The organism is Desulfococcus multivorans, assembly GCF_001854245.1.
Lineage (GTDB): Bacteria > Desulfobacterota > Desulfobacteria > Desulfobacterales > Desulfococcaceae > Desulfococcus > Desulfococcus multivorans.
Map to the genome: position 1 here is coordinate 4,099,923 of NZ_CP015381.1, position 13,159 is coordinate 4,113,081.

Annotated in this window: 11 protein-coding genes; 9 read left to right on the top strand and 2 right to left on the bottom strand. The window is 63.0% G+C overall.

The features are described from left to right. Window positions 1-103 precede the first annotated feature (103 nt). The gene (gene asd / locus dmul_RS17895) at window positions 104-1,222 is read left to right on the top strand and encodes an aspartate-semialdehyde dehydrogenase (protein ID WP_020875740.1); all 1,119 of its coding nucleotides are present in this window, start codon (window positions 104-106) and stop codon (window positions 1,220-1,222) included. Window positions 1,223-1,513: 291 nt separating this feature from the next. Here asd and dmul_RS17900 read toward each other — a convergent pair whose 3' ends face one another. Beyond that, entirely contained in the window at window positions 1,514-2,389 is an 876-nt protein-coding gene (locus tag dmul_RS17900; RefSeq protein ID WP_020875742.1) for a DMT family transporter, read from the bottom strand. Further along, complete coding sequence (locus dmul_RS20530) at window positions 2,386-2,679, bottom strand: hypothetical protein (protein WP_020875743.1); 294 nt, start codon at window positions 2,677-2,679, stop codon at window positions 2,386-2,388. The genes dmul_RS17900 and dmul_RS20530 overlap by 4 nt, the downstream gene beginning before the upstream one ends. 758 nt (window positions 2,680-3,437) lie before the next feature. Between dmul_RS20530 and dmul_RS17910 the strand changes: the two genes are divergently transcribed. The 8 genes from dmul_RS17910 (at window position 3,438) to dmul_RS17945 (ending at window position 13,095) form a co-directional block, all read left to right on the top strand. After that, entirely contained in the window at window positions 3,438-4,430 is a 993-nt protein-coding gene (locus tag dmul_RS17910; RefSeq protein WP_020876369.1) for a metal ABC transporter solute-binding protein, Zn/Mn family, read from the top strand. A gap of 133 nt (window positions 4,431-4,563) precedes the next feature. Beyond that, window positions 4,564-8,256: a nitrate reductase subunit alpha gene (locus dmul_RS17915; protein ID WP_020876368.1), complete on the top strand. Its 3,693-nt coding sequence runs from the start codon at window positions 4,564-4,566 to the stop codon at window positions 8,254-8,256. Then, a complete protein-coding gene (gene narH / locus dmul_RS17920) occupies window positions 8,246-9,670 on the top strand; it encodes a nitrate reductase subunit beta (protein ID WP_020876367.1) in 1,425 nt (474 codons plus the stop codon). The genes dmul_RS17915 and narH overlap by 11 nt, the downstream gene beginning before the upstream one ends. A 25-nt stretch (window positions 9,671-9,695) precedes the next feature. Then, on the top strand, window positions 9,696-10,247 hold the full coding sequence (gene narJ / locus dmul_RS17925; RefSeq protein ID WP_020876366.1) for a nitrate reductase molybdenum cofactor assembly chaperone: 552 nt from the start codon (window positions 9,696-9,698) through the stop codon (window positions 10,245-10,247). Between the two features lie 23 nt (window positions 10,248-10,270). Further along, on the top strand, window positions 10,271-10,942 hold the full coding sequence (narI, locus tag dmul_RS17930; RefSeq protein WP_020876365.1) for a respiratory nitrate reductase subunit gamma: 672 nt from the start codon (window positions 10,271-10,273) through the stop codon (window positions 10,940-10,942). Beyond that, a complete protein-coding gene (locus tag dmul_RS17935) occupies window positions 10,939-11,310 on the top strand; it encodes a hypothetical protein (RefSeq protein WP_020876364.1) in 372 nt (123 codons plus the stop codon). Before narI ends, dmul_RS17935 begins: the two co-directional genes overlap by 4 nt. A gap of 20 nt (window positions 11,311-11,330) precedes the next feature. Further along, the gene (locus tag dmul_RS17940) at window positions 11,331-12,425 is read left to right on the top strand and encodes a tellurite resistance/C4-dicarboxylate transporter family protein (protein ID WP_020876363.1); all 1,095 of its coding nucleotides are present in this window, start codon (window positions 11,331-11,333) and stop codon (window positions 12,423-12,425) included. A 115-nt stretch (window positions 12,426-12,540) separates the two neighbouring features. Beyond that, window positions 12,541-13,095 carry a hemerythrin domain-containing protein gene (locus tag dmul_RS17945; protein WP_020876362.1) on the top strand — a complete coding sequence of 185 codons (555 nt, stop codon included), beginning with the start codon at window positions 12,541-12,543 and terminating at the stop codon, window positions 13,093-13,095. Window positions 13,096-13,159 lie beyond the last annotated feature (64 nt).

The following is a 13,159-nucleotide window of genomic DNA, read 5'->3' on the forward strand; positions in this document are numbered from 1 at the left end:
AAGACTTGATTTTTGCCGCCGATTGCATCAAAGTAAGCAGGGATGCCCTGAGGGCATATAAACCGTATCAACCAATTTTTTGCAGAATATATGGGAGATGTTCATGAAAACGGTAGGCTTTATCGGATGGCGCGGCATGGTCGGTTCGGTTCTGATGAACCGGATGCTGGCGGAAAACGATTTCAATGCATGCGATCCCTTCTTTTTCTCGACGTCCCAGGCCGGGCTGAAGGGGCCCGATATCGGCCGGGGGGCATCCGAGGTGGCGGACGCCCTCGACCTGAACCGTCTGGCGGAAATGGACATCATCGTCTCCTGCCAGGGCGGCGACTATACAAAGGACTGCCACCCCCGGCTGCGCGACAACGGCTGGAACGGCTATTGGATCGATGCCGCCTCGACCCTCCGGATGGAGAAGAAAAGCGTCATCGTCCTCGATCCGGTGAACCGCCGGGTGATCGACGAAGCCCTTTCCCGGGGGGTCCGGGATTACGTCGGCGGCAACTGCACCGTCTCCCTGATGCTCATGGCGCTGGGCGGTCTGTTTGAAAATAAACTGATCGAGTGGATGACCTCCATGACCTATCAGGCGGCCTCGGGGGCCGGCGCCAAGAACATGCGCGAGCTGGTGTCCCAGATGAAGGCTATCGGGGACAGCGCGAATTCGCTCCTGTCCGACCCTGCCTCGGCCATTCTGGATCTGGACCGTCGGGTCACGGAGACCCTCCGCGAGAAATCCTTTCCGACGGAAAATTTCGGGGCGCCCCTGGCCGCCGGCCTGATCCCCTGGATCGACCGCCCCATGCCGAACGGGCAGACCCGGGAGGAATGGAAGGGGCAGGCGGAAACCAACAAGATTCTCGGACGCGAGGACCACCCCCTGCCCATCGACGGCCAGTGCGTTCGCATCGGCGCCATGCGCTGCCACAGCCAGGCTTTCACCATCAAAATGACCCGTGATCTGTCGCTCGCCGAGATCGAGGAGATCATCGGCGGACACAACGCCTGGGTGAAGGTGATCCCCAACGAAAAGGAGGCGAGCCTGCAGGAGTTGACGCCCGCCAAGGTCACCGGCACACTGTCGGTCCCGGTGGGCCGGATTCGGAAGCTCAACATGGGGCCGACCTATCTCACGGCCTTCTCGGTGGGTGACCAGCTGCTATGGGGCGCGGCGGAGCCGCTGCGCCGGATGCTGCGGATCCTGATCGAGCACCTGGCATGACCGCATCGCCGCCGGACCGATGACCGGCCGAGCGGCGATATCGCCGCTCGGTCCGCCGGCGTCTCCAGTCCGAAGACGACGCACACCCGGCTATTTCTCCTTCTGTTTCTCCTGCTTTTCCTTCCGCTTTTCCTTGATACTCTTGGCAGGCTTCTTCTTTTCTTCTTTCTTGGTATCCCGCGATTTGCCCATAACGCTCCTCCTCAGTGTCGGGTGAAAAAGAAGGGAGGCGGCGATAAGCGTCTCCCTCTTCGCCGATATCATATTTTGATGCATTCGTAAAAAGTGAATTCAGACCTCCCCGGGTCGGCGCTGTCGTTCGCGCCACGCAATAGTCAGATTGCTGGCCACCACCACCGCGGTGCCCCCGATGACGGCGGGGGTCGGCAGATCCCGCCAGAATATCCAGCCCGTCAGCGTGGCCCATAGGATGGCGCTGTAAGTGCAGGGCGCCAGGAGGGACGCCTCGGCCAACTGGAACGCCGTGGTCTTGGCGACCTGCTGAACAGCCGAGAAAACGCCGATCCCGACCAGCCACGGCAACAGGTCCGGGGTGGGGAAGGCCCCGGAAAAAAGGGTGTACGGCGCGGAGAGGATGACGCCGATGAGAATGAAGTAGAATACGGTGGTCAGGGGATCTTCGGTCCGACCCAGGCGACGGAGGGTGATGTCGACCAGGGCTCCGAAAAACGCTCCGCCCAGAGCGATGAGAGAGGCGGGATTGGCGAACATCCCCATGGACGGTCGGGCTACCATCAGAATACCGCCGAAACCGACGATGACGGCGGCCCACCGGTGCCGGTCGATGCGCTCCCCCAGAAGCATGGGCGACAGGGCCGTAACGAACAGGGGCGCTGCAAACAGCAGGGATGTGGCATCGGCCATGGGCAGGAGGGCGTAGGCCCAGAAAATCAGACCGACACCGATGTTCCCGAGCATGGCGCGGTAGAGGTGGGCCCGAATCCGTCGCGTCCTGAATATGGACGACGGTCGGGTCATGCGCATATAGGGGACCAGGAGGGCCAGGGCGACAATGCCGCGATAAAACACCATCTCCACGGGACCGTAAACCGAGCTGCACATCTTGGCGCAGGTGTTCATCAGAACGATGCACCCTGTGGCAAGGAGAAAGAGCAGAATGCCCCTGGGGGCGTTCTGGGTGGTCATCGTCCCCGGAACCCGGCGACAACCCAGCAGGCCAACCACCCGGCCAGGACCGGCCCCACCCCGATATAAAGGAACCGGATCGGCTCCTCCTCCCAGGGTTTGAACCATGCCGCGGCGCCCGCGAGGTAGACCGCCGACACGGCGATTCCCAGGCGCATTTTCCCTGAAAGCCGTTTGCGGAAACCCGTCCCGCCGGCACGAGGCTCCGGTTTCCGGGGCATCACCCGGGGCATGAAGATGATCAGGAACACCACCAGCGCGATAACAATGAGTTCTTGAAATCCCGACATTTAACTCCTCTCTTCATACAGCCCGATGGGGATCCCCGCAAATCGGTCATTCCCATCGGCTTCGCCGTCCGTTCCTTCGATATCACAACTGCCGACACTGTCAAACGGGGAATTCCCTTCCCGTCGACAGCAGCGCGGCCGCGCCGCATGGGGCCGTTGCCGTTAACTCGACTTTCGACTTTCATAGGCCGGTGCCGGAAGAATAAGGCCCGCACGTTGAGGTTGAAGGTTGAAGACTGAAGGGGTGCGGCCGCCTCAGACGGTGCCTTCATCTCCTTCAGCCGCTGTCCGGTCACCATCATGACAGTCGAAAGTCGAGAATGAAATTTGTCAAGCCGATGAATGTGTGATAGTTTGACATTCAACTTTCGGTATTCACAGGCTGGTGGCCTATTCACTCAACTTTCGACTTTCATGTGGTGACGGGATAGAGGTGCCGGGAGGATACGGTCCGCGCTCCTTCAGCGGTGAGTTTTAGTGCCGCTTAAGCGCCGCGGCGGATCAGCGGCCCGGACTGTTTGAGCGCAAGCGAGTTTCCGGGCCGCCCGGAGCAAGCTTTAGCGGCACTTGAACGAAACCGCGTGGGGCGCGGGCCGTATCCTCCCGGCACCGGCCTATGAAAATCGACAGTTGAATTTTTTAGTTTTCAGCCTTCAGCCTTCGGTCTTCAGCCCCTGTCCGGTCACCATGACGAAAGCCGGAAGCTGATGCCGTCGACGGCTGAACGACCGACATCCGGCGCTCAAGAGGAGGTATGGATGCCCCCGACACACCCATCCCGGTACCGAACCGCTGTTGCCCTCCTGACCCTCGCCTTTCTGGCGGTCGGCGCTTTTTGCCCCCCCAGTGCCGGGGCCTATGACGGAAAATATCCCTTTCGCGCGGGAGCGACGGTGGGGATGGTGGCCGACATCGTTCGCGAGGTCGCGGGGGACCGGGCCGAGGTCACGGACATCATCGGCGCCGGCGTCGACCCGCATCTTTACAACCCCACCCGGGGCGACGTCGCGGTGCTCCTGCGATCCGACATCGTCTTCTACTCGGGATTGCTCCTGGAGGGTCAGATGACGGAGATCCTGGCCAAGGTGGGGCGGCGCCGGCCGGTGATTCCGGTGACCGAGCGCCTGGAACGGACAGATCTGATACACACCCCCCAGACCCGACACTACGATCCCCACGTCTGGATGGACGTTCAGGGATGGATGAAGGCCGTGGCGGTGGTCCGGGACGCGCTCTCGGCCTTCGACCCCCAAAACGCCCCCGAATACGGGGCCAGAGCCGAAGCCTATCTGTCGAATCTCAAAACCCTGGACGACTATGTCCGCAAGGTCATCGCCTCCATTCCCGAGAATCAGCGGGTCATGATCACGGCTCACGACGCCTTCAGCTATTTCGGACGCGCATACGATATCGAAGTGATGGGGATCCAGGGTCTTTCCACCGAATCCGAGGCCGGTCTCAAGGACATCAACCGCATCGTGGACGAGCTGGTCCGGCGAAGGATCCCCGCCGTCTTCGTGGAGACCAGCGTTTCGGACAAGAACGTCAAGGCGCTCATCGAGGGGGCAAGGTCCCGGGGCCATTCGGTTCGCATCGGCGGGACGCTCTTTTCGGACGCCATGGGAAAGGCCGGGACCTACGAGGGCACCTACATCGGCATGATCGATCACAACGCCACGGTCATCGCCCGGGCCCTGGGGGGCGATGCCCCTCAAACCGGAATGCAGGGAAAACTCACGTCGCTTTACTGAAGGCTGTCAGCAGAAAGGGTGCGACAGCCCCGTTTGTCGCGCACGCACCCCTTCAGCCTTCAGCCTGACCCCCTAAACCATCATCGGTCCGCCGCCAGTCAGGGCCGGCCGATACGACAGGAGGTGTGCCATCATGGATAAATTCCTGAATCGGCTGCGATTTTTCCGACGGAAAGCATCCGCGACCGGCTGCCGCGAGGAGCGCTCCGCCGATCAATGGACCGAGACCCAATGCGGCCGGCGGGAGTGGGAGGACCTGTACCGCCGCCGCTGGCAGTACGACAAGAAGGTCCGTTCCACCCACGGGGTCAACTGCACCGGTTCGTGCTCATGGGATGTGTATGTCAAGGACGGCATCCTGGTGTGGGAAACCCAGGCCGTCGACTATCCGGACTGCGGGGAAGGGTTCCCCAACCACGAACCGCGAGGCTGCCCCCGCGGCGCCACTTATTCGTGGTACACCTACAGCCCGGTGCGCCTCAAACACCCCCTGATCCGTTCGTGCCTGCTTCAGATGTGGCGCAAGGCCATCGCAATCCACGACGACCCGGTCTCCGCCTGGGCGAGCATCGTCGAGGACGAGGCCAAACGAGCCGACTTCCACAAGGCGCGCGGCAAGGGCGGCTTTGTCCGCGTGGACTGGGATCAGGCCGCCGTCATCATCGCCGCGGCCCTGATTCACACCATCAAAAAGCACGGCCCGGACCGCATTTTCGGCTTTTCCCCGATCCCGGCCATGTCCATGGTCTGCTACGCCTCGGGAGCACGCTTCCTCTCCCTCATCGGCGCCGCCATGATCAGCTTCTACGACTGGTACTGCGACCTGCCCCCGGCCTCGCCCCAGATCTGGGGCGAACAGACCGACGTGCCCGAAAGCGCCGACTGGTACGAAGCGACCTATTTCATCGTCTGGGGCACCAACCTCCCCATGACCCGGACCCCCGATGCCCATTTCTATACCGAGGCGCGCTACCGGGGGGCCCGGGTGGCGGCCGTGGCCCCCGACTATGCCGAGTACGTCAAGTTCGCCGACACCTGGTTGCCGGCCAAAGCCGGCACGGACGCGGCCCTCGCCATGGCCATGACCCACGTCATCGTCAAGGAATTCTACATCGACCGCCAGGTGCCCTACTTCATGGATTACGCCCGGCAGTTCACCGACCTCCCCTTCGCCGTGGTGCTCGAACCCGGCGCGGACTTCGAGACGGCAGGCCGCTTCCTGCGCGCCGCGGACCTGGGTCTGGACGTCAACAACGCCCAATGGAAAACCGTGGTCTATGACGCGGCCGGGAAATGCTTCGCCGTGCCCAACGGCAGCATCGGGTTTCGCTGGAACGAGGAGGGCCGATGGAACCTCAGGCTGGAAGAAGATGATCACGGCATCGACCCCCTGCTCAGTTTCGCGGACCAGGCGGACGGATGGCGGACGGTCGCTTTTCCGGTCTTCGCGGAAACCGGGGCGGGCGTCAAAAAAGGGCTGGTGCCGTACAAGACGGTGGCCGGCCCGAAGGGCGAGCTGCGGGTGACCACGGTCTTCGACCTGATGGCCGCCCATCTCGGCGTAACGCATAAAAACGCACCGACGGTGTCGGAGGACTACCCCGCCGGCTACGACGACCCCAAACCCTTCACTCCCACCTGGCAGGAGGCCGTCACCGGCGTACCGGCCGCCGACGCCGTCCGGACGGCGCGCGAGTTCGCCGAAAACGCCGAAAAAACCCGCGGCAAATCCATGATCTTCCTGGGGGCCGGCACCAACCACTGGTTTCACAGCGACATGATCTACCGCACCATCATCAACCTGACCACCCTCTGCGGCTGCCAGGGGGTCAACGGCGGCGGCTGGGCCCATTACGTGGGGCAGGAAAAGGTGCGGCCCCAGGCGGCCTGGTCCCAGGTGGCCTTCGGCCTGGACTGGCAGCGGCCGCCCCGCCAGCAGAACGGCACCTCGTTCTATTATTTCGCCACCGACCAGTGGCGCTACGACACCCTGCGGCCCGAAACCGTTCTTTCCCCCCTATCCGGGCGGCCGGCGGCGACCCACATGGCCGACTACAACGCCGTGGCCGCCCGCCTGGGCTGGCTGCCCTCGTATCCCCAGTTCGACCAAAATCCCATCGAACTGGTGCGGGAGGCCGTGGCCGGAGGCGCCGTCACGGACGCGGAAATCACGGCCCATGTCGTCGAAAAACTCAAAAAAGGGGCGCTGGGCTTTGCCGTTGAGGATCCGGACCATCCGGCCAACTTTCCGCGGGTGCTTTTTTTGTGGCGGGCCAACCTGCTGGGCGCCAGCGGCAAGGGCCACGAGTATTTTCTCAAACACCTGCTGGGCGCCGATCATGCCGTGCTCAACACGGACGGGGAGCTGCGGCCCGAAGAGATCCGGTGGCGCGAACCGGCCCCGGAGGGGAAGCTGGACCTTCTGGTCACCCTGGAGCAGCGCATGTCCACCAGCGCCATGTACGCCGACATCGCCCTGCCGGCCGCCGGCTGGTACGAAATGCACGATCTGAACACCACCGACATGCACCCGTTCATCCATCCCTTCAACCCGGCCATCGATCCCCCCTGGGAGACCCGCACCAACTGGGAACAGTTCAAGATCATCGCCGAAAAATTCTCGGCGCTGGCCGAAGATCACCTGGGCACGATCAGGGACCTGGTGGCCACCCCCCTGATGCACGACACGCCGGATGAAATCGCCCAGGCGGAGGTGCTGGACTGGCGCCGGGGGGAATGCGAACCCGTGCCGGGCAAGACCCTGCCCAACCTGACCGTGGTGACCCGAAATTACGCCGACACCTATCGCATGATGACGGCCCTGGGCCCTCTGGCCGAGACGGCCGGCGTCGGCGCCAAGGGCGTCGTTTGGAAAGCCGTTCAGGAGGTGCCGGCCCTGAAAGCCGCCCTGGGAACGGCGGCCGCCCATGGCGTGAGCCGGGGCCGGCCGGCCATGGATACGGGCAAACAGGCGGCTGAAACCATCCTGATGCTGGCACCGGAGACCAACGGCGAGACGGCGGTGAAGGCGTGGGCGGCCCTGGAAAAACGCACCGGGCTTTCGCTGCGGCACCTGAGCCTCTCCCGCCGGGGTGAGCGCTTCCGGTTCGACGACCTGACCGCACAGCCCCGGAAGATCATCACCTCGCCGATCTGGAGCGGAATCGAATCCGAGGAGCGGCGGTATTCGCCCTTCGTGATCAACATCGAAGAAAAGGTCCCGTTCCGCACCCTCACCGGCCGGGCCCAGTTCTACCAGGACCACCCCTGGATGCGCGATTTCGGCGAGCAGCTGCCGGTTTACCGGCCGCCCCTGGAGATGACGGGCCGCGCCCCCGAAGGGGTCAAGCGCGAACCGGAGCGAGAGATGGTGCTCAACTATCTGACGCCCCATTCCAAATGGTCGATCCACAGCACCTATTCCGACACCCTGATCATGCTGACCCTGTTCCGCGGGGGCGAGGCCATCTGGATCAACGACGAGGACGCCCGCGGGATCGACGTCAGGGACAACGACTGGCTGGAGTGTTTCAACGCCAACGGGGTGGTGATGGCCAAGGCCGTGGTCAGCCCGCGCATCCCCCCGGGCAAGGCGTTCATGTACCATGCCCAGGAGCGGCTGATCAACACGCCGGGATCGAAGATCACCGAAAAGCGCGGGGGGACCCACAACAGCGTGACCCGCATCCTGGTCAAGCCCACCCACATGATCGGCGGCTATGCCCAGTTGAGTTACGGTTTCAACTATTACGGACCCGTCGGCGCCCAGCGCGACGAGTCGATCATCGTCCGCAAGGCCGGAAAGGTGGACTGGTATGAATATTAAAGTTCAAACCGCCATGGTGCTGAACCTGGACAAGTGCATCGGTTGCCACACCTGCAGCATCCCATGCAAAAACGTGTGGACCAACCGGGAAGGCGCCGAATACATGTGGTTCAACAACGTCGAATGCAAGCCCGGCATCGGCTACCCCAGGAAATGGGAGAACCAGGAGATCCACCGGGGCGGATGGACCCTGGACGGCGGAAGTTTGCGGCTTGCGGCCGGCGGCCGGATGAAAAAGAGCCTCAACATCTTTCACAACCCCGATCTGCCGACCATCGACGAATATTACGAACCCTGGGATTACGAATATGGGCGTCTGATCGACAGCCCCCGGCGCACTCACCAGCCCTCGCTGCGCCCCCGATCGCGGATCACCGGCGAACCCATGACGCTTCAGTGGGGCCCCAACTGGGAGGACGACCTGGCCGGCCTGTCGGAAACCGGCCCCGGCGACCCCAACTTCAAGGATCTCGATTACCGGACCTACCTGCAGTTCCGCAACGTGTTCATGTTCTGGCTGCCGCGACTCTGCGAGCACTGCCTCAACCCGGCCTGCGTGGCATCATGCCCGTCCGGGGCGCTTTACAAGCGCGACGAGGACGGCATCGTCCTGGTGGACCAGGAGCGCTGCCGGGGTTGGCGCTACTGCGTTTCAGGCTGCCCCTACAAAAAGGTCTATTTCAACTGGAAAACCGGCCGGGCCGAGAAATGCATCTTCTGCTATCCCCGCCTGGAAGCCGGCCTCACCACCCTCTGCGCCCACAGCTGCGTAGGCCGCATCCGTTATGTGGGTGTGCTGCTCTACGACGCCGACCGCATCGCCGAGGCCGCCCGGGCCCCGCAGGATAAAGATGTCTACCCCGCCCATCTGGACATCCTGCTGGACCCGAACGACCCGGAGATCGCGCGGGCCGCGAGGTTCCAGGGCATCGCCCCCAACGTGATGGCCGCGGCCCGCCGCTCGCCGGTCCATGCCCTGATCCGGGAGTGGCGTCTGGCCCTGCCGCTGCACCCGGAATTCCGCACGCTGCCCATGGTCTGGTATGTGCCGCCCCTGAGCCCCATCACCCGTCAGATGGACGACCCGTCCGAAGCCGGAAGCCTGATCGACCGCATGCGCATTCCGGTCACCTACCTGGCCAACCTGCTTACCGCGGGCGACGAAGCCCCGGTGCGGCTGGCCCTGAAGCGTCTGTCGGCCGTGCGCCGGTTCATGCGGACACGACGGGTGGAAAAACGCGACGACCCCCAGGTCCTGGATGCCGTGGGGCTCGATACGACCGCCGTGGAAAGGCTCTATCGCCTGCTGGCCATAGCACCCCTGGCGGAGCGGTTTGTCCTGCCCACCAGACCGGCCGGCAAAGACGACCTATTCATCCAACAGGGCGCCTGCGGCTTCGGCGACGCCCTGTGAACGGAAACCCGAGGGAGACGCACCCATGACCCCGCCTTTCGCCGATGAACTGAGGCTGCTGTCGGTGCTGCTGCAATATCCGGACGACGACCTGCTGTGCCGCCTGGACGACATCGCGGCCGCGGTTGACCGGCTGCCGCCCGGAGAGATCCGAGCCGCCGGCGCGGCCTTTCTGGACTATCTCGACGCCCACGCGCCCATCCGACTTCAGGAGAACTTCACGACTGCATTCGACATGTCTCCCGCCACGACCCTCAACCTGACCTATCATATGTTCGGCGACACCGAGAAGCGGGCCGCAGCCATGGCCCGGCTGCAGCGTTTATACGACGAGGCGGGATGGGAGCGCATCACCGGGGAACTTCCCGATTACCTGCCCCTGCTGCTGGAATTTCTCGCCATCCACCCCCGACCCCAGACTGCGGCGCCGGTGTGGGAATGTCTCAGGGCGGCGACCTCCCTGGTCGCAGCTCTGGAAAAGACGGCGCCGGCCTATGCCGCGCTGCTGCGGCCCCTGGCCCGTGCCGCCGCCGAAATCGCCGGGATGGATGACGGCCGGACGTCCGGGCCGGTCTGACCCGGCGCACGAGGAGGATCCACATGGACCTTTGGTATATGCTCATCTTCACCGTTTTCCCGTACGTGTGCCTGACCATCTTCGTGGTGGGGCACGGGTATCGCTACGTGACCGACCGGTTCGGATGGAACGCCCGATCCAGCGAGTTTCTGGAGAAAGAAAGCCTCTTTGCCGGATCGGTCATATTTCATTGGGGGATCATCCTGACCTTCTTCGGACATGCCGGAGGACTGCTGATTCCCCAGCGGGTGTTCGACTTTTTCGGCATCGACGCCCGGGGCCACATGGCCGTCGCCTACTGGAGCGGCCTGGCCGTGGGCATTGCGGCCTTCGTGGGCGCGCTGCTCCTGTGGCGGCGGCGTCTGATCCAGCCGCGCCTGACTGCCGTGACGACCCGAAACGACAGGATCACGCTGGCGGGTCTGGCCGTGGTGATCGGCCTCGGGCTCTTCAACGTGGTTTTCGGACACTACAACGTGCTCTACACCCTGGCCCCCTGGATCCGCGGCATCGTGACCTTCACCCCCGACGCCGGGCTGATGCGGGCGGTGCCCCTGAGCTACAAGCTCCATGTGATCGCGGCCTGGGCGCTCCTCGCCTTCTCGCCGTTCAGTCGGCTGGTGCATATCTGGAGCGCACCGATCTTTTACCTTTTCCGGCCATACATTCTGTCCCGGCGCCGGGCCGCGCTATGACGGCGACTGTTGCCGCGAGACGGGCACACGCCGGCAAGGGAGGCGGCCGACGCCGCATTCGGAGACGGATGTTCAACATCCTCTGCACATGCATCTGGACGGCTGTCCTGGCTTCGGCGGTACCCGCATGGACGGGGGAGCGCCTTCCGGCGGGGGGCGATCCGGACGGGCGGGCCATCGTATCGAAAGTTTCAGAGCACGCTCCGGAGCCGGATGCCCGAACCGGACCCCCTGCCGGGCATGACGTTCCCGAATCGGATGCCGACCGGTTTTTCCGGGACGTGATGCTGCCGGGCGTCGGTCTGCTGGTGATCATCATTGCCGTCGCCCTGACGACGATCTTTTTCCCAAAACGCAACAGGGGATAACGCTTACGGGGGCCTTGCCCATGGGATCCAGCAAAAAAAACACCTCGGTGCCGGCGGGAAAGGGCCGTTCCCCCGGTCTGTGGGCCGGCGCCCTCGAAAACCTCAACCCGGCCTATTTCGCCCTGGTGATGTCCACCGGCATCGTCTCGATCGCGGCCCACGATCAGGGATTCTTTCGGATCGCCATGGGGCTTTTCGGATTCAACGTGGTTGTTTATCCGATCCTGTGGATCATGTACATCGCCCGGATCTGCTTTTTTACACAGCGTTTCCGGGACGACTTCCGCGACCACACCCAGGGCATGGGATTCTTCACCGCCGTGGCCGCATCCGGCGTTCTGGGCAGCCAGTCGCTCCTGCTTACCGGCGGCTTCACCATCGCGGCGGCATTGTGGTGCGTCACCATCGCACTCTGGATCTGCCTGATCTACGGCCTCTTCACCGGATTGATCACCCGGGAGACCAAGCCCGACATCGCCCATGGCATCAACGGCGGCTGGCTCCTGGCCATCGTGGCGACCCAGGCCGTCACCGTGATCAGCACGGCCGTCGCACCTTTTTTTCAGCTCTATCGCGAGCCGATGCTGTTTCTGGCCTTCATCACCTGGCTGTTCGGCGGCATGCTCTATATCTGGGTGATCGCGTTGATCTTCTATCGTTATCTGTTCTTTTCCTTCTCCCCCCGGGACCTGACACCGCCTTACTGGATCAACATGGGCGCCGTCGCCATCACCACCCTGGGCGGCACCGGGCTGATCGCCAATGCCGCCGCGTCGCCGTTTTTGACCGGACTGACGCCTTTTCTGACGGGGTTCACCTTTTTCTTCTGGGCCACGGCGACATGGTGGATCCCGATGCTGCTCATTCTGGGCGTCTGGCGTCATGGATATCGCCGCTTCCCCCTGCGCTACAGCCCGCTGTTCTGGGGGGCGGTCTTCCCGCTGGGCATGTACACCGCCTGCACCCACCGACTGGCGATGGTGACCGGTGCGCCCTTGATCATTTTCATTCCCAGGGGATTCATTTATGTGGCCCTGGCGGCATGGGCCGTCACCTTCGTCGGGATGGTGTACGAAATAGCGGCAGGCCTGAGAAGGCCAAAGGCATCGACATAGCACCCGGGTCTGATATACCATGCTGGATGAGATACGGCGCTCCACGGCGGATCTGGCCGTGATCGCCGAAAACGGGACATATTTAATAACCTTGCCATACCATAAGGAGAGTGCTATGAAAGCGACTGAAGAACTGAAAAAGGAACACGACGGCATAGAATTGATGTTGCGGGTCATGAGCGCCATATCCGGAAAATTGGCCCACGGCGAAGCATTGAACACCGCCCATATTGACGGCATCCTGGAATTCCTGTCGGTTTTCGTCGACACGTGCCATCACGGCAAGGAGGAGGAATTTCTGTTTCCAGCCCTGGAATCCGCCGGTGTGCCGCGGGAGGGGGGGCCGATCGGCGTCCTGCTGGATGAACACGAACAAGGCCGGAAACAGGTGGCCCGGCTCAAACAATTCGTGTCGGCGCATCAATCCGGAGACCCACGGGCGGCCGTCGGTATTCAAGACACCATCAAGGCGTATGTGGACCTTCTGAACGGACATATCGCCAAGGAGAATACCGTTCTTTTTCCAATGGCCGACGCCAGGCTCGATGCAAAGACGGACGCAGCGCTTTTCGAGGCCTTCGAACGGCTCGAACGTGAACGCATCGGCGTCGGGAAACACGAGGCGTTTCACGCCCTTCTGGATGAACTTCAGGACGTCTATTTGAAATGACGCAGCATTGGCCTTTCGCAAGCGTCTGAAGACAACCGACAACCCATACCCAATGGAGAGTGAC